A 16,715-nucleotide genomic window follows, 5' to 3' on the forward strand; every position below is an offset into this window, starting at 1 on the left:
AAGATGTTTAAAACAAGCCTCCTTATCGTGGGAGGTTTGTTTTTATCGATATAATTTCTCTGATGCAATCAACTACGCCAGAACAACATCTCTCTCACGATCCAGTTATCAAATCACTAATCAATCAATATCATCTACCTCCACTAGAGGAGTCAACCAATCTCTATCTCGACCTAGTCAATATCATCATCAGCCAGCAGCTTTCTGTTAAGGCCGCAAAAAGTATTACCAATCGTCTACATCATTTACTCAACTACAAATCATCTGCCAAGGTTACTCCCCACCGTCTTCTTAAGCTCTCCGCTGAACAACTTCGCTCCGTTGGCTTATCTCAACCCAAGATCACCTACATCCACCACCTTTCCCAATCCGTTATCGACAACCAGATCATAATAGATCAGCTTAAAAAAGCCTCCGACGAGTCCGTTTTTGAGCAAATCACCAAGCTCAAGGGTCTTGGCCCCTGGTCAGCAGACATGTTTCTCATCTTTTCTCTTCAACGACCTGATATTTTCTCCATCCACGATCTAGGCTTGAGAACCGCCGTTAGTCGCCTTTACCATCTCGACCGACAAGATTTTGATGCCATAAATCATCTTTCTCAAAAATGGTCACCTTATCGCAGTCTTGCTAGTCGCTATCTCTGGGCTAGTCTTGACAACTCTCCGGTCTAGAACTGATCAATCAACTTCAAAAACTGTCCCATCTTCTAAAAACACCTAATCCTTATCTTCCTGCAACTTCTCCATTAAGAGAGAGTAAAATCTCAAGTTGTGAATAGTTGCTAATCTACCAGCTGTCATGTCCCCAATTCGAAATAAATGAGCTAAATAAGCCCTGCTATATTTCCTACACAACAAACAATCACACGCCGTGCTTACCGGTCTATCATCTTTGTAATATTTTTCCTTATCCGGTACATAATACTGCCAGAATTTCTCTTTTCCGACATCGATTTCGTCAATACTCTCAGCGTTATATACATACAATCGTTTATGCCTCGCATCTCTAGTTGGCAACACACAATCAAAAATGTGATACCCCATTTTTGCCAGTTTTACTACTTCATCTGGTTTACCAATTCCCAAACCATATAACCAATAACCTTCAGGCGCCTCCTCCGCAATAATTTCAGCAGACCTATAATCAAAACTTCCATCATTGTTAATAGGCCAACCTCCATAACCAAAACCATCAAAGCCAATCTTGCCTAACTCTCGAGCACAAAAACGTCTTAAATCCTCATAGAACCCTCCCTGAACCACCCCTAGCAGGTAAGGTCTATCTTTCACTGCTATTTTTTTTGTTTCACAAATCCTCTCAAACTCTTCCTTAGATCTCCTTGCCCAATCAATTGTTCTTCTCACTGTCTCTTTTGCTTCCTCGTAACTCGCTGTCGGGGGAGTAAAGTCATCCAGAACCACCACCATGTCAGCTCCGATCTCCATCTGGAAAGCTATTGACTTCTCCGGAGTAAATATTATTTTTTTCTTTCTGCTTGGCCTAAACACAATTCCTTCATCATCAACTTTCCCATTTCCGGTTTGTTTTACCAGGCTCATCAATTGAAAACCCCCAGAGTCTGATATAAGACCACCCTCCCATCCCATAAACCCACGAACTCCACCATGCTTCTTCAACACATCTTTTCCCAGTTCAAGAAACAAATGATAAGTATTCACCAAAATCCCTGGAGTCCCAGTCTTTCTTATGTCTTCACTGTCCAGCGACTTTAAAACAGCCCTCGTAGCATCTGGGAAAAACACGGGCGTGTTAATCTTCCCAAACTTACTTATAAACTGTTTTTCTTGAACCACCTCTTAATTGTACCTCACTACATATCCACAAAAAAGACAAGATTTCCACACAAAATATTTAACTGGCGTATCAACCAATATCTAAAAAGATATCTGGAAAAACCGAGTCATAACAGATTCATCAACTTACCTCAAATACAAAGCTGGATTTACACGTCTACCAGACTCAATTACCTCCAAATGCAAGTGAGGACCAGTGGTCCATCCTGTCATGCCAATCTCACCAATTGCTTTATCTCCAGCAACCTCATCGCCCTCCTGGACATAAATTTTGCCTAAATGGGCATATAATGACTGCACATCACCACCGTGGTCGATTATCAAATGTCGACCATAACCACTTCTATGATTTAATACAGCCACCACCTTACCGCTTGCTAATGGCAGTACAACTGATCCTTTAGGTGCCCTAATATCTATACCAGCATGAAACACGTGATATGTCTGAGATACGCCAATGGCTTCAGGAACAGGGTAGGTGAGTGAGGAATCAGTTTTTATCTGGATTTCCATTTTTTTCTCTAATCCAACCATCTCACTTGATACTACTCCCAGCGCTGAAGCTGGAATACTCGAAAACATTCCAGTCAGCAAGGTAACAATAGTGAGCTGTACCCCTACCAAACTCTTGATTTTTGGAGCCTCAAAAACTGGCCTCAATAGTTTGGATATTGGATTAGACTTTCTGGTTTCAGGCAATAACTTTCTAACCCACAAACCAAGCGATTTGATCCAAGCAATCAACATCTTCCCAGCTTCCATATCACCAGGATTTTTCGTCCACAAACCTAACCCCAACAGGCCTAAAGCTTCGATTCGTTGTATCATAAGTGCGGCTACTTAACCGCGCTTCAACCACTGTTGTTGTCTTCAAAAGGAAGGGTGAAGTTTCCGGCTGCGGATAGAACTCCACTTCCCGTCATCTCTTTTCAGACCATTGTGTTATTCTGAATCGAGAACTGACGTCAACAACAACCGTGTTTAGCCATTAAGGCTAAAAAACCCTTATATTATCTTTAAGGGTTAATACTAAAAAAGCCTGTTTATCACAGACTTTCTAAGCAACAAATATACCCTATATTAACCAAAAAGTCAACCATAACAGCCTAGCATCAATCCTTTATGTCACCATACCCACTCCTAACTTCAGCCTCAATCTCTCATAAATCTCTCATTCTCCGCCTGGATCTTGATGTCCCCATTAAAAACAACCAAGTTCTTGACACCACTCGGCTTGAAGCCACTCTACCCACGCTACTACTTTGTCTCAAGCACGCTCGCAAAACCTTAATCATTGGACATCGTGGCAGGCCAAAAAAAACTGACCCATCTTACAGCCTTAAACCAGTTCTAAATACACTTATAGACTTAACCAAACTCAATATCCCCATGCTCAACACGCTTGATGAAATAGAGCAGTGGGGGACCACCACTTCCCCAGTCGCCCTTCTGGAAAATCTCCGCTTCTGGCCTGGTGAAGCCAATAATGACCCAGAATTTGTTCAAAAACTTGCCCAAAACCAACATCTCTTTGTCAATGATTCTTTTGGCACCTCGCATAGGGAAGTGGGCTCTGTAGTTGGTTTGCCACGGCTTCTTTCTACATTATTTGGTCACCAATTTGACCGCGAAATTACCGCATTAAACCCTATAATAAATAAACCCAAAAGACCTATAACTCTAATACTAGGTGGAGCCAAGCCTGACAAACTCAAATTTGTGGATAACTTTATCAACCAATACGATAACGTGCTAATTGGAGGTGCCCTCGCTCTTCAGTCTCTAAAAAACCCAAAACTCACCATAGCCAAATTAACTTCTGATCATCTCGATATCACACCAGATTCCGCCCAATACTTTTCCCAGATTATCTCCCACTCCTCCACTGTCATCTGGAACGGACCCTTAGGAAAATTTGAGGACCCAGACAATCGTAAAGGCACTCAGACAGTCGCTCAAGCCATCGCCTCCTCCCCTGCCCTCAAAATTGCTGGTGGAGCTGATACCGAATCTGCTATTTCACTACTAAATCTGAACCCTCGTTTTGACCATATTAGTACCGGCGGCGGCGCCATGCTTCATTATCTAGCTCACCACACCCTACCCGCACTTGAAGCTATCTCATAAATCAGCCATACTCTAACTATGCCCAACCTTAAATTCGCCATCAATGGCTTTGGTCGTATCGGTCGCTCGTCATTTCGAGTCTGGCTAAAACGTTTTCAAGACTCTCTTGACTTGGTTGCCATCAATACCTCTGGATCAATGCCCGTTTCAGGCTGGGCTCATCTTGCCAAATATGACACTGCTTATAGGACACTTGACATACCTCTAGACTATCGTGAGGTTAAACCACCAGACAAAGCTACCGACGAAGACCCTCTTATAGGATATTTTATTCTTGGCAAAAAAGACATTCCCATCCTAGCACAACGTGACCCAGAGAAGTTACCCTGGGGAAAATACCAGCCCGATGCTGTAATTGAATCCACTGGTGTTTTTCGCACCCAAGAAGAGGCTGGTAAACACCTCACCGCCGGAGCCAAACTAGTCATCATCTCTGCTCCAGCCAAAGGAGGCAATACCCCGACCTCCGTCATTGGGGTTAACCATCAAGACCTTCTCTCTGCTCCTCGAGATCGCACCAACAGCCTCACTGTTATCAGCAACGCCTCCTGTACCACTAACTGTGTCGCTCCAGTCGCCGCTGTTATGCATGCCAAGCTTGGAGTCAAGAAGGCTGTCCTGAACACTATCCACGGCTATACCGATGATCAAAACCTTCAGGACAACTCTCACAAAGACCTTAGGCGCGCCCGTGCTGCATCAGCCAATATTGTTCCCACCTCAACCGGAGCGGCTCTCGCTACTACCGAAACCATCCCTGACCTCAAAGGCCTCTTCGATGGTATTGCCTTAAGAGTTCCTGTTATCACGGCCTCAATAACTGACTTCACCTTCCTGACTCAAAGAACCACTAGTGTAGACGAAGTTAATCAAATGTTTATTGACGCCTCTCAATCTCCACTCTATCGTCACATTCTAGCCGTCACTCAAGAACCTCTGGTTTCTTCAGACATCATTGGTCGTCCTGAATCGGCCATCGTTGATCTTGAACTCACCCGCGTAGTCGACGGTGACTTAGTCAAAATAATGGCTTGGTACGATAACGAATGGGGTTACGCTAATCGCCTAATTGAGCAAGTCGTCTCAGCCGGGGAATCACTTTCATAAACTTTTGAGGCCTGGACGGGAATCGAACCCGTGAATAAGAGTTTTGCAGACTCCTGCCTTCCCACTTGGCTACCAGGCCAGCCACTTAATTGTAACATTCCAGGCTTAATTTCAGCCTTCCTCATTTGTCAATTCATGGCTAAGCTGATAAACTTTGCCTACCATGTTGCGCAAGCTAGTTCCTATTTTCATCTTATCCATTCTTCTTTCAGGTTGCTCTCTTAAACTACCCAGCCTCACCTCCTCTCAAAAATCTGGCCTTCAAGTAACTTCGAATCCTCAAGCCACCGTCCTTCTTGATGGTCAGTCGCTTGGTATCACCCCCATTCAAGAAGAGGGTATAAAATCAGGCACTTATACCATTAAGCTTGTTCCGTCTGACAACTCGCTCCAACCATGGGAGACTCAGATAACTCTAGTGCCTGGTGTTCTCACTGTTATTGATCGAAAATTAGCCGCCTCGCTTGATCAATCGCATGGCTACAGTCTCTCCTTCGAAAAACTCCAGTCTTCAGATCAATCCCGGCTTGCGGTGACCACCATTCCCGACTCGGTCACTGTTACTGTTGATGGCAATCCTCAGGGCTTCACCCCTGTTTCTCTCGATACTCTCACTGAGGGTGAACACACCATTCTCTTAACCTCGCCAGGTTTTGAAGATAAAACCATAAGAGCCAGGACTGTCGCTGGCTATAGTCTCACGATCTCCGCTCAATTGGCCAAAAAAGGTTCACCCGACCTATTAGGTCTCAATACCGAAGCCTCCCCATCAGCCTTTTTAGCTACCCCCTCCGCCAATCTTTCGCCAACCCCTTCATCTCCACCCAAGCCAACCACTACCCCCAGCCTAAAACCTACCGCCAACCTCTCCCCATCTCCCGCTTCTACCTCATCAGCCATTCCCAAACCTTACATTGAGATCGATAGCTCTGTTGGCTGGGTTAATATTCGCACTGAGCCAGGTGGCGGCTCAATCATATCTACTGCTAACAATGGTGAGCGTTTTTCATATCTTAATCAATCCACCAACGGCTATTACAAGATTCAATACTCTCCTACTCAAATAGGCTGGGTCTCTTCTCAATACTCCACTCTCGTAAACTAATCTTCTATCCCCGCCTTTACCACCACACTACTTGATACGACCGTTTAACTTAAGCTACATAAAGAAGTCCTAACACCATCACCCCCCACAACACCACTGTTATGATCAGCGGCTTATCAGACAACAGTATTCTCTCCGGGCTTTCACCCTCGTTCTTCTCGTAAATCAACTGCATGTATCGCATCACACCATATACTACCAACGGGATTGTTGCCATAAGCCACTTTTCAGATAAAAAAGTTTTTGGTAACAGTGACAGAAAGGTTAAAACCTTACCCTCAAACTCAATTCTTGGCTGATTAAAAGTAAACAAGGCGTACGACAACCACGAAGCCGTAGCAAACATCGCCGTATAAATATTCAACAGCTCCTCAGTGTATCGTTTCAAAGTCTCCCTGACAGCTGCAGTGTTTCCGCTTCCACGAAGTAAAGTCATCTCGCTTTTTCTTTTGCCCACAGCCAAAAACAATGAAAGTGAAATCACAGTCAACAAAAACCACACATTCATATGAGCGTCAATGACCACCGCTCCCGCATACACCCTCAAAATATATCCTGTTGCAATCGTAATCACATCCAAAATCGGGATATTTTTCAGCCAATAAGTGTACAACAAGCCTGAAACGACTAAATAGGTCAAACATATACCAAAGAAAAACATATTCATGGCATATGCCCAGGCCAAGCCAATTATCACACCAGCCAACATCGCAAATACTGCTAAAGACACCGGTAACTCACCAGACGCCAAAGGACGTTTTCTTTTAAACGGGTGTTTACGATCAGCCTCTATGTCCAACAAATCATTGAAAATATAAACACTCGCACTTATCAAGGTAAATACCACTATTGCCTCCACCACCTTCTCCAACCTGCCTGGCACTAACAACAGACCGCTGAAAACCACTGGCGCCAACAACGCCGCATTCTTTATCCACTGTCTCGGTCTCGCCGTCCTAAATAACGCCCATAAGATACCCATAACAAAAAGGCTCCTAATAATAAACTTACTAACACCATTGTATAAAATTTTTGTCTACTGTCTAATCTTAAAGCCATAAACCCCAACACCGCTGTCACCAACCAATAAAACACGGCCACCTTTCTCTTTCCCCAACCCAAATCCATCAACTTATGGTGCAAGTGACCCCGATCCCCCCACACTGGAGATTTACCTTGAAATATCCTTCTAATTCCAATATAGACAGCGTCTATTAACGGTATTCCTAACACTACCAAGGCGGTTCCAATCTTTGTCGTCGATAGTATTGCCAACGTAGCTAGCATGAATCCTGCAAAACTACCCCCTCCATATCCTGGCATACTTTTCTGCGGGTAGAAATTAAACGGCAAATAGCCTGCATAAGAACCCGCCAGAGCAAAAGCCAACACGGCCACCGGCCATTGAGCCACGTCAGCACTATATCTAAAACTCAACACCCCAATTACCACTCCGGCAACCACCACAATTCCTGGCAACTGTCCGTCAAGACCCTTGCTCCAGTTGACTGCATTCATCACAAACGGTATCCAAAGCAATGCTAGCAAGTCTGCCAAAACCAGCACTTGCCTCTCTCCTCCCCACGAAATTCCCTTATCTAGCATAATCACACCACCACCCAAAGGGTTAGTTATATAAGAAATTCCAATTCCAGCGCCTACTACCATCAAGGCTGCCAATAAATTGGTGACCAGTCTTAAATATGGACTCAAGTCATAAATATCATCCAAAACACCCACTATCATCACAAGAGCTCCTACCAACATTATGGCCAGTAAATGTTTATCAATAGGCAGTAAGACAACTACTGTCAACAACGTCCCCAACACTACCGAAATCCCCCCACCTTTTGGTACTGGCTCCTTGTGAGTGTGTGCTGGATGCTTTGTCCGATTAGGATCAACCACCCACCCAAATTTCTTATAGACCCTAATCACTACTGGCGTTATCACTCCAGCTATGACTGCAGCTATCAAAAAAGGAAAAATAGTTAAATTCCAGCTATTCATTTACAGCACCACCATTATTACTCTAATCAGGCTTAAAACCATTAACAGCTCGCACGTTACTCCACCCCAAATCAAAACCCGTTTCAACAACTCCTCACCACCCCCAATCAACCTCACCAACAATCCGTTCACAATCATCACTCCTCCAAAAGTAAACACCATCACCCCTAACCAAGTTTTTTCAATTAGTTGTTGTTCTCCCCAGGGCATCGAGAAAAACCAAGGCATTTCCGGCGGTAACCTCTGCCAATTGACTACCAACAAAATCACCGCCATCAACCAACAGCCCAAGCCCGTCAACATTCCCGCCATCACCCCTTTCTCACTTAGCCAACCTCCTTTATTCATAAACACATTCTACCTCAATCACTCGCTTCCCAACGTCGCCACACCACTGCCCCGCCATCTTCCATTACCTGCAGGTAGTATGCCGATAGATATGCATCAAGCTCTCTATCAACCAGCTCACCCTCTATGGTCACAATGTATTTTGGTCCCTCTTTAGTCAGGGCAGCCATTGTTTCACTCATACCATCAAAATCCCTAATGTGATAATTCACCGTATATCTACCAACTGGCAATCTATCACTTAAAACATATATCGCCGGTTCGGTCCCCCACACAAAAATCTTAGCGTCCTGATCGGTTCTTTGTCTAATATACTCAGCTACCCTCATATTTCGCACCACTCCATTCCCAAAGAAATCATAAAAATCTTCTCTGGTTTTTTGGCCAGTAACATACATAACAAAATTGACATAATAATCAACACTCTTGTAATACCAGTACTCGTATCTCCATATGGCTACTCCCACAGTCAGCGCCAAAACGAAAGCCACCCCTGCCTTTATCAATTTAAATCTATCAATTACTAGTCCTATCAACAAGCTGGCTGGTGCCACAATCTCAATTAGATAATGTGGATACGGCCGACCAGCTAAATTAGCTCCAAACAGACCCCCTACCAACCATAAACTAGCCAGTCCAAACTCTCTGCCCAACCTCTTTCTTAAACACCAAATAGCTATCAGCCAAACCAAGAGCACGACTCCTCTCTGAAACAACCCGTTTTCATAAAATGCCCCACTTCCCCCCTCCCAAGAAGATAAATAGCCAATATTTTGCCCCAAAGCAGAGCGCAAATACCTCTCACCAGCTCCTTCCGCTACATAATAAACAATACTTAACAACACCGGAACCAGAAACCCTATTAACACGAGCCAAAGCCTTCTATCCACAATCCACTTAAACCACCCACGCCAATCACTCACTTGATAAACACTTAACCAAAACAACACCCCGAACAAATCAAACAAAACCGGCACCTTAAACAAAAATCCTAAAGAAAACAAAACCCCAGCCATTATCCACTTTTTCCAAACTATGACTCTTTTATTACTCTCAACCCACATCAACAACACTCCCGCAGTCACTGGCATAATCATAAACACCTCACCATTGGCGATATTGCCCTCAGTTAACGGTATTGATGTAAAAACTCCAAATACACCCGTTACCAACACCATCAACCACCTACTCTTAATTAACTTTTCTGCCAGCTTCCATACCAACACCACATTCACCAAGTTCCAAGCCATCAAAATCAATCTAAACCACATCACACTCCCTGCCATTGCCGCTACTAAATACAATAAAGGCGGCTTATTATCATGAATATCTCGGTAAAAAACTAATCCCTTGCGCAAACCCTGACCTAAGGTTAAGTAAATGTCCTCGTCAGCATACCGGTTAGGCTCAAATAATCCTGGAATCCTCAAAACTGCCACCAGTAACAAAATAAGAATCAGCCCTTCATTTTTCTCTATTCCAGTCTTAAGTTTTAACCACCAATCCCGAAATAACAATCTTTGCTTTCCCATATCTTCATCTAGTCTACTAAATCTTACACCAGCCCAAAAGCTCCAAAACCCTTTCACTTTTCAATCAACTGATAGCCAAACAAACTCATGCAGACCCTTATACCTTCTCGGTCACTCTATACTCTAAATATCTTCCCATCATTAGTCTTGTATGAGCCTCCAGACCGGGTAATGCCGTAAACAAAAGACCAACTACTGGTAATAACACAAACTCAAACGGCGACAAAACCTTTCTCCATAAGGGCAAATCTTTCACTCCTGGCCTTGCTTTCATGTCAACAAACACTATCAATAGCAAACCAATCAACGATGCTGTCAGAATGGCACTCGCCACCTGCGGCAATGTCTTTCCCATTATCGTTCTTGCGAAATCTTCATTAAGCAGGGGTGGTAATGTGGCGCCAAGTGTAATTGCAAACCAGTTTACTGGCCACAAGAAATGATCCTCTAATACCTTTAATACCCTTAAAGTCTTGTCCCAAAAATCTGCTCGCTGATCCATGATATACCCCTTTAAAAAATATGCATCATCACTTGCTCCCCACGCCCACCGCTTCACTTGTTGATAAGTGTTATTAAAGGTTTTTATAAACGAAGTTGACTCAGCCGCGTCGGCATATATGGGTAAAAAGATTGGCTCGACCTCCACCTCTCCTCCAGTGGCAAAATACGCCTTAAAAAACATTCGATAATCCTCCGGGATAACATCAGTATCCCAATAACCCACCTCATCCATTAACTTCAGTGACAAGGTGTATGTCGAAAAATTTATTAATCTTTCAGGTCTCATCAACATTCCCATCTGGACAATTGAAGAGGCTCGATTAAACACCCTCATCAACCAAGGAATTTGTTCAATATTGTTGTAATAAAGAATTGCCCCTTGCCATACTCGCCTATAGCGATGAGGAGAATCTAGAAACTTATATGTCAAAGCTGCCATATGATTGGGGTGAAGCTGAACATCGGCGTCTGCTGAAGATATTGTCATGTAATCAATATCCCAGTCGTCTTTATGATTTTTCTTCCACACCCTTACAAACTCCTTAGCTCCCCATGCCGCGTTAGACGACTTACCTACTACCTCACCAGCAATACCAGGAGGATGAACTGCAAATATCAAATCATCAAACACCCCCTCAAACCGCTTCTTAAGGGCTTTCATTCTTGGCTCATTAATCTCCTCACCTGCACGTTCCTCAAAAGCTAACACTGGAATTATTTGCTTTGCCGGAAAGGTCTGTTTAGCCAAAGCTTCCAAGTTCCTCTCTAATGTATGTAGTGGTTCTTTATAGTTAGGAATCACCACCACATGTCTAACCCTTTTCCAATCCTTAAAACCTCTTACATCCCCCATCCAATCATATTTTTCTGACGCCCTGATCCTGTAATAAGCCAACAACGACAATACTGCCATAGACACAGATCTATAAAACCAATACACATAGAACGCAATAATGTAATATGCCACCACCACGGGAATAAAAAACGAGCCCCACACCGGGAACAAAATCAAGTTCCACGATACAAATCCGGGCAGTATTTCAAGTAGTCTTTGCGACAACCTCGGATATCTAATCAAAAACAATCGAAAAGGAATCAATACTCTGTTCATCTAATTCATTTTATTAAACAATTCTAGAGCGTTTTTACTTGTTATTTCGTTAATTTCTTCAACTGACTTTTCATACAAACCCGCCAAGAAGCTCGCCACTATTCTAACATTTTTCGGCTCATTCACCCTTCCTCGCAACTCTCCAGGAGCCAAATAAGGCGAGTCTGTTTCCAAAACCAGTCTCTCAAGAGGTGTTTGTCTAACCAAATCAACCAAAACCCCATTTTTCTTGTAAGTTACATTTCCCCCAAAGCTAACATAAAAACCCTTGCTCAACACCAATTTTAGAAAATCCCCCCCGCTCGACCAACAATGAAACTGGCCCCTAGGTACGCGATCCATGGACTTGATTACCTCCATCATCTCCTCCTCAGCTTCTCTCATGTGTATTACCACCGGCAAACTCATCACAACAGCCAACTCCAACTGTTTTTTGAACAGCTCGACCTGCGCCTTCTTTGTCTTTTTCTGCTTGTCCCAATAAAAATCCATCCCGATCTCACCAATTCCCACTACCCTTTCCTCACCTTTTATCAATTTCACCAGCTTGTCAATCTCGAGCTTGAATTCTGGTTCATTAATTACTTTCTCCGGATGAACACCAACCAGTGCGTAAACACCTTTGTATTGTTTAGCAATGCTCTTTACCTTGATCGCATCTTGTAAGTCAACACTGGGTACGATTATTCTCTCCACTCCCACATCCTCCGCCGACCTAACCACCTCATCCAACCTTCCCTCGAATGCTTGATCGCTCAGATGAGCGTGCGTATCTATCATCTTCAGACAGTATAATCCTTTTATGGCGCCCAAAACCATTATTATCACCGGATGTTCCTCGGGTCTTGGTTACCATACAGCCATTTATCTTGCCCAACAAGACTATCAAGTTTATGCCTCAGTTCGTCGCAACTCAGATCTTAATCTTTTTACTCACCTTCCCCCCCAACACCAACCCCAACCTTTCTTACTCGATCTGCGTTGGAGCCAATCTAGGATTTCAAAAATCATCTCCTCACTACCAACACCACCTGAGGTTCTAATTAACAACGCAGGCTACGGATTCTTTGGTACCCTTGACACCATTTCAGTCGATCATCTCCAGCAACAACTCGAAGTTAATCTCTATGGAACCTACAAGGTTATCAAGGCTGTCCTTCCCTCAATGAGGTCTCGTCGAGCCGGATTAATAATAAACATCAGCTCCATTCTTGGTTTATTCTCTTTACCAGGCTACGGGCCATACTCAATCTCCAAGTTCTCTATCGAAGCCTTGACCCAGACCTTACGTCACGAAGAAACACCATTTGGTATCAAGACTGTTTCTCTCAATCCAGGATCATTTAGTACAAATTTCTGGAAAAACAGTCAGCTACCCCGCTTAAACTCAAAGAGAACACTTTCTCCTCACCAGCAGTTTAATTCAAACTTAAAAGCATCTTTCGCCAACCCGAGACGTCAACATACACGATCTCACCCTCTCCAAGTTGCCAAAGTAATTAATCAACTTATCTCCACCCAAAACTATCCTGCCAATGTTCCAATCGGTCTTGACGCCCAGTTACTCTATTATCTCCACCGACTTCTTCCAAGACCACTCTTCTTTTGGATTGTTAAAACCATTGCTCACGCCCCCCGTCCTCAACAAAACGCCTAACTCTTCAGTCTCGGAAACAACTGCTCACCTTTAACAACCTGTTTATTTCCAAAAATCTTCATTATTTTCTCTGCCGTTTCTGGCATAAACGGCTGCAGACTAACACCGATGTTCCTTATTCTTAACACAATCTCTTCCAATGCAAAATTCTTATCCCTACCACTCAACTTCCAAATCTCCTTTTGATTAATCAAAGCATTTGTCTGCCTAACCTCATCCCAAATTATATTTATCGCCTTATCAAACTCATAACCATCTAAGGCTTTTGTAATCAAATCATTCCTTCCTTCCCACTTTAGAATCTTATCTTCATCAATTTTAATCTCCAGTCCGTCACACATCGCCATCGTTCGCGCAATCAAGTTTCCCAAGCCATTCGCCAAATCATTCATATAGTTCTCCTCAAAACGCTCCTGTGTAAAATCGCTATCGTCAAATGGATTTATTTTGGCCAGCAGAAAATATCTAACCGCATCCGTTCCGTACTTATCTGTATACTCAATCGGATTAACCACATTGCCAAGCGATTTACTTATCTTTTGCCCCTGCGAAGTTATAAAACCGTTAATTAAAATCTGTTTGCTATTATCAAGGTCAGCCGCCATCAACATAGCCTGCCACATCGCCGCTTGCTGTCTCAAGTTATCCTTGCCCGCAATTTGAAACCCTGGCCACCACTGACTGTAATTTTCTAAATCATCAGGCCAGCCTAATGTCGAAACATAATTGACCAAAGCATCAAACCATACATACATTACCTGGCTATCATCACCAGGAACCGGCACACCCCAAGGCATTTTTTCTCTTACTCTGGAAATAGAAAAATCACTAAGCCCGCCTTCTACAAAATTTCTTATTTCTTTAAGTCGATTAGCTGGTACCACAAATTCACCACGCTCCTTATACAAACTCAATAGCCGTTCCTGAAAAGCCGAAAACTTAAAAAAATAATTTTCCTCTTCGATTACTTCTAACTCTTTGTTCGGGTGAATTGGACATCTACCATTTTCCAACTCAGAATCTTGTTTCTCAAGCTCGCAACCAACACAATACTTAACCCGATAATTTTTTTTGTAAATATATCCATTTTCTTCCACCCTTCGCCAAAACTCCTGAGCCGCCATCCGGTGGTGCTGATCTGTGGTTCTGATAAACTTGTCATAAGACAAATTCAACGCTGACCTTAACAGCTCAAATTTGCCTGCATACTCATCAACATATTTCTGAGGATCCATTTTTCTTGCAAGCGCCATCTGGAAAATTTTTTGCCCGTGTTCATCCGTCCCGGTATTAAAAAATACCCTTTCCCCCAATAAACGATGATATCTGGCTAAAACATCAGCTCTCACTATCTCTAAGGCAAAACCGATATGCGGCTCTGCGTTTACATAAGGTAGAGTCGTTGAAATATAATATCCTCGCTTCATTCTCCTCATATTGTATCTAACCCAACCAACCTTTATCTAGGTAAAACTTTTTTTACCAAGTCAGATATTTTTCCGCTCACTTCATCTGCCCATTGCTCGGCCTTAATCCTATTCAAAGCAGACTGAATTCCTGGATTTCCCATTTGCTCAGCCACTGAGGCAATTGTCGCCGAACTCACCTTCAAATGGTTCTTGATATCCTCATAACTTCTTCCCTTATCTAAATAAACTGCAATTGCTAAACGTTTAGCCATTGCAGTTAACTCCGAACTCGTCAGCAAGTCATCCATCACAATCTTCACCTCTCGAGGATCTTTTATATCCGCCATCAACCCAAAAAGCATCTTATAAATTTGACTCTCAATTGTTCTATTTAACCGCCTGCTCGAAACCTGCATAATCCGCCTTTCTGGGCAGAAATTTACTTAATCAAACTGGCTACTTTATATCCTATCCTAGACCCTACTGTCAACCGTTAATAACACGCTCAACCCAACAATCCAAAGAACAAGATCAATTCTTACCTTTCTGCTAACCCCTTTTTAATTTACCGCCGCCCTTATATATCTCTAACGCAACCAAAGCTCCTGTCAATAACCCCATGTTTACCAAATTTGCTAACCCCCAAATTTGTAGATAACCAATCAACACAAACCAAATAGCAACCAACAACCCCCTTCTGCTGTTTGACAAAACTAAACTTGCCAAAAACCAAACACCTAAAAATAAAAAAAGAAAAAACAATCCATAACTTCCCGGTAAAGGATAATCTGCCACCACCTCAGGGTCAACCCATAAAATCATTCCGCCTAAAATAAACCACCAAGTTAGTGTAATGATCGCTGTCATCCAATAGTTCCCAACCCTTCTCTCTGGCTTGCTCACACTACTATTTTACTTTAACTCTCCACCACCATCTCCCATGTGCGATAATTGACCTCATGCCAGATCAGTTTTCACTAACCCTAACTCTCATCTTCCTTGGTTTTGTGGCTCTCTACCTCTTGATTCGCCGCCAACTTCAACAAATATTTCAAAGCAGGGATGACGACACCCTTATAGAATGGCTAAAAACAACTCAGGGTGATCTTAACCAACTTCAGCAATCACTTACTCAAACACTAAACACCTCCAATCAAAACGTAACTAATACCTTGCAGCAAAGCTATCAACAGCTTCACCAGCGTCTTGATAATGCAGCCAAAGTAATAAGTGAGCTAAAAAATGAAACTGGTAAATTTTCTGAAATTGGACGATCAATGCAAGACCTTCAAGATTTTCTCAACTCACCCAAACTACGCGGCAACCTTGGAGAAACAGTCCTTAACGATCTTCTCAGTCAAATCCTTCCCAAACAAGCTTTCTCTCTTCAACATCGTTTTCAGTCTGGAGACATTGTTGATGCAGCTATCAAGACTCAATCAGGCATAATACCCATTGACAGCAAATTTCCTATGGAGAACTTTACCAAAATGAACCAATCAGACTCCTCAAAGGAGCGCGATCAATACCACCGCCAGTTCATCAATGATGTCAAAAAACACATTCGCACCATTTCCACTAAATATATTCGCACCGAAGAAGGAACACTGGACTTTGCTCTCATGTATATTCCGTCTGAAACCATTTACTATGACATTGCCGCCACATCTCCCGAGATCCAGGACTACTCTCAAGCCAAGAGGGTCTTACCTGTATCTCCATCCACGTTCTACGCGTTCTTGCGCACTATTCTAGTTTCTTTTGAAGGTCAGCGTATTGCTCAAGAGGCCCAGTTAATCCTCAAAAGTCTAAGAGACATCCAAAAAACCTCTCACGAGTTCGCAGACAAACTATCTGTCCTTCAAAAACACATTACCAACGCCAATTCCAACATGACTGCTATTAGCTCTGACTTTCACAAACTTCAAACTAAAATAGACTCAACTTCTTCCCTTCCCGCCCCAGAAGAAAAACTCCTTTCCGACTAG

17 protein-coding genes and 1 tRNA gene are annotated in these 16,715 nt (G+C 43.0%); 6 read left to right on the forward strand and 12 right to left on the reverse strand.

Features of this window, described 5'->3' with window-relative positions; genetic code table 11:
- Positions 1-62 precede the first annotated feature (62 nt).
- Complete coding sequence (locus MICH65_RS01235; protein WP_161931612.1) at positions 63-674, forward strand: DNA-3-methyladenine glycosylase family protein; 612 nt, start codon at positions 63-65, stop codon at positions 672-674.
- Positions 675-719: 45 nt separating this feature from the next.
- Here MICH65_RS01235 and MICH65_RS01240 read toward each other — a convergent pair whose 3' ends face one another.
- The gene (locus MICH65_RS01240; protein WP_161931613.1) at positions 720-1,817 is read right to left on the reverse strand and encodes a tRNA-ribosyltransferase family protein; all 1,098 of its coding nucleotides are present in this window, start codon (positions 1,815-1,817) and stop codon (positions 720-722) included.
- 126 nt (positions 1,818-1,943) lie between these two features.
- Positions 1,944-2,645, reverse strand: a complete 702-nt coding sequence (locus MICH65_RS01245; protein ID WP_161931614.1) for a M23 family metallopeptidase — start codon at positions 2,643-2,645, stop codon at positions 1,944-1,946.
- A 294-nt stretch (positions 2,646-2,939) separates the two neighbouring features.
- On the opposite strand from MICH65_RS01245, the gene MICH65_RS01250 reads away from it, so the two are divergent.
- A complete protein-coding gene (locus MICH65_RS01250; RefSeq protein ID WP_161931615.1) occupies positions 2,940-3,944 on the forward strand; it encodes a phosphoglycerate kinase in 1,005 nt (334 codons plus the stop codon).
- A gap of 18 nt (positions 3,945-3,962) precedes the next feature.
- Positions 3,963-5,051 (forward strand): type I glyceraldehyde-3-phosphate dehydrogenase, encoded by a 1,089-nt coding sequence (locus tag MICH65_RS01255; protein ID WP_161931616.1) that lies wholly within the window; start codon positions 3,963-3,965, stop codon positions 5,049-5,051.
- Positions 5,052-5,058: 7 nt separating this feature from the next.
- Here the strand turns inward: MICH65_RS01255 and MICH65_RS01260 are convergent.
- A tRNA-Cys gene (locus MICH65_RS01260) sits at positions 5,059-5,130 on the reverse strand.
- A gap of 84 nt (positions 5,131-5,214) precedes the next feature.
- Between MICH65_RS01260 and MICH65_RS01265 the strand changes: the two genes are divergently transcribed.
- Complete coding sequence (locus MICH65_RS01265; protein WP_161931617.1) at positions 5,215-6,156, forward strand: PEGA domain-containing protein; 942 nt, start codon at positions 5,215-5,217, stop codon at positions 6,154-6,156.
- 49 nt (positions 6,157-6,205) lie between these two features.
- On the opposite strand, the gene MICH65_RS01270 is transcribed toward MICH65_RS01265, so the two are convergent.
- From MICH65_RS01270 to MICH65_RS01295, 6 genes are all read right to left on the reverse strand, one after another.
- Positions 6,206-7,138, reverse strand: coding sequence for a decaprenyl-phosphate phosphoribosyltransferase (locus MICH65_RS01270; RefSeq protein ID WP_161931618.1), 933 nt, complete (start codon positions 7,136-7,138; stop codon positions 6,206-6,208).
- The gene (locus MICH65_RS01275) at positions 7,087-8,166 is read right to left on the reverse strand and encodes a glycosyltransferase family 4 protein (protein ID WP_161931619.1); all 1,080 of its coding nucleotides are present in this window, start codon (positions 8,164-8,166) and stop codon (positions 7,087-7,089) included. Before MICH65_RS01275 ends, MICH65_RS01270 begins: the two co-directional genes overlap by 52 nt.
- Positions 8,167-8,514 carry a hypothetical protein gene (locus tag MICH65_RS01280; protein WP_161931620.1) on the reverse strand — a complete coding sequence of 116 codons (348 nt, stop codon included), beginning with the start codon at positions 8,512-8,514 and terminating at the stop codon, positions 8,167-8,169.
- A gap of 14 nt (positions 8,515-8,528) precedes the next feature.
- Complete coding sequence (locus tag MICH65_RS01285; RefSeq protein WP_161931621.1) at positions 8,529-10,046, reverse strand: ArnT family glycosyltransferase; 1,518 nt, start codon at positions 10,044-10,046, stop codon at positions 8,529-8,531.
- A gap of 97 nt (positions 10,047-10,143) precedes the next feature.
- On the reverse strand, positions 10,144-11,661 hold the full coding sequence (locus MICH65_RS01290; RefSeq protein WP_161931622.1) for a glycosyltransferase family 2 protein: 1,518 nt from the start codon (positions 11,659-11,661) through the stop codon (positions 10,144-10,146).
- Positions 11,662-12,441, reverse strand: a complete 780-nt coding sequence (locus MICH65_RS01295) for a TatD family hydrolase (protein WP_161931623.1) — start codon at positions 12,439-12,441, stop codon at positions 11,662-11,664.
- 22 nt (positions 12,442-12,463) lie between these two features.
- Between MICH65_RS01295 and MICH65_RS01300 the strand changes: the two genes are divergently transcribed.
- Positions 12,464-13,318 (forward strand): SDR family NAD(P)-dependent oxidoreductase, encoded by an 855-nt coding sequence (locus tag MICH65_RS01300; RefSeq protein ID WP_161931624.1) that lies wholly within the window; start codon positions 12,464-12,466, stop codon positions 13,316-13,318.
- On the opposite strand, the gene MICH65_RS01305 is transcribed toward MICH65_RS01300, so the two are convergent.
- The 3 genes from MICH65_RS01305 to MICH65_RS01315 form a co-directional block, all read right to left on the reverse strand.
- Positions 13,315-14,754, reverse strand: a complete 1,440-nt coding sequence (locus tag MICH65_RS01305; RefSeq protein ID WP_236870868.1) for a methionine--tRNA ligase — start codon at positions 14,752-14,754, stop codon at positions 13,315-13,317. The two genes, MICH65_RS01300 and MICH65_RS01305, sit on opposite strands and share 4 nt — an antisense overlap.
- Positions 14,755-14,777: 23 nt before the next feature.
- Complete coding sequence (locus MICH65_RS01310) at positions 14,778-15,143, reverse strand: Trp family transcriptional regulator (protein ID WP_320410902.1); 366 nt, start codon at positions 15,141-15,143, stop codon at positions 14,778-14,780.
- Between the two features lie 133 nt (positions 15,144-15,276).
- Positions 15,277-15,630 carry a hypothetical protein gene (locus MICH65_RS01315; protein ID WP_161931626.1) on the reverse strand — a complete coding sequence of 118 codons (354 nt, stop codon included), beginning with the start codon at positions 15,628-15,630 and terminating at the stop codon, positions 15,277-15,279.
- 56 nt (positions 15,631-15,686) lie between these two features.
- Here MICH65_RS01315 and MICH65_RS01320 point away from each other — a divergent pair, with 56 nt between their 5' ends.
- The gene (locus tag MICH65_RS01320) at positions 15,687-16,715 is read left to right on the forward strand and encodes a DNA recombination protein RmuC (protein ID WP_161931627.1); all 1,029 of its coding nucleotides are present in this window, start codon (positions 15,687-15,689) and stop codon (positions 16,713-16,715) included.

Source organism: Candidatus Chazhemtobacterium aquaticus (assembly GCF_009936135.1).
GTDB lineage: Bacteria > Patescibacteriota > Microgenomatia > UBA1400 > Chazhemtobacteraceae > Chazhemtobacterium > Chazhemtobacterium aquaticus.

Coding starts and splice junctions, on each gene's coding strand:
- MICH65_RS01235 (WP_161931612.1), top strand. CDS start 63: ATGCAATCAACTACGCCAGAACAACATCTCTCTCACGATCCAGTTATC.
- MICH65_RS01245 (WP_161931614.1), bottom strand. CDS start 2,645: ATGATACAACGAATCGAAGCTTTAGGCCTGTTGGGGTTAGGTTTGTGG.
- MICH65_RS01250 (WP_161931615.1), top strand. CDS start 2,940: ATGTCACCATACCCACTCCTAACTTCAGCCTCAATCTCTCATAAATCT.
- MICH65_RS01255 (WP_161931616.1), top strand. CDS start 3,963: ATGCCCAACCTTAAATTCGCCATCAATGGCTTTGGTCGTATCGGTCGC.
- MICH65_RS01265 (WP_161931617.1), top strand. CDS start 5,215: ATGTTGCGCAAGCTAGTTCCTATTTTCATCTTATCCATTCTTCTTTCA.
- MICH65_RS01270 (WP_161931618.1), bottom strand. CDS start 7,138: ATGGGTATCTTATGGGCGTTATTTAGGACGGCGAGACCGAGACAGTGG.
- MICH65_RS01275 (WP_161931619.1), bottom strand. CDS start 8,166: ATGAATAGCTGGAATTTAACTATTTTTCCTTTTTTGATAGCTGCAGTC.
- MICH65_RS01280 (WP_161931620.1), bottom strand. CDS start 8,514: ATGAATAAAGGAGGTTGGCTAAGTGAGAAAGGGGTGATGGCGGGAATG.
- MICH65_RS01285 (WP_161931621.1), bottom strand. CDS start 10,046: ATGGGAAAGCAAAGATTGTTATTTCGGGATTGGTGGTTAAAACTTAAG.
- MICH65_RS01290 (WP_161931622.1), bottom strand. CDS start 11,661: ATGAACAGAGTATTGATTCCTTTTCGATTGTTTTTGATTAGATATCCG.
- MICH65_RS01295 (WP_161931623.1), bottom strand. CDS start 12,441: ATGATAGATACGCACGCTCATCTGAGCGATCAAGCATTCGAGGGAAGG.
- MICH65_RS01300 (WP_161931624.1), top strand. CDS start 12,464: ATGGCGCCCAAAACCATTATTATCACCGGATGTTCCTCGGGTCTTGGT.
- MICH65_RS01305 (WP_236870868.1), bottom strand. CDS start 14,754: ATGAGGAGAATGAAGCGAGGATATTATATTTCAACGACTCTACCTTAT.
- MICH65_RS01310 (WP_320410902.1), bottom strand. CDS start 15,143: ATGCAGGTTTCGAGCAGGCGGTTAAATAGAACAATTGAGAGTCAAATT.
- MICH65_RS01320 (WP_161931627.1), top strand. CDS start 15,687: ATGCCAGATCAGTTTTCACTAACCCTAACTCTCATCTTCCTTGGTTTT.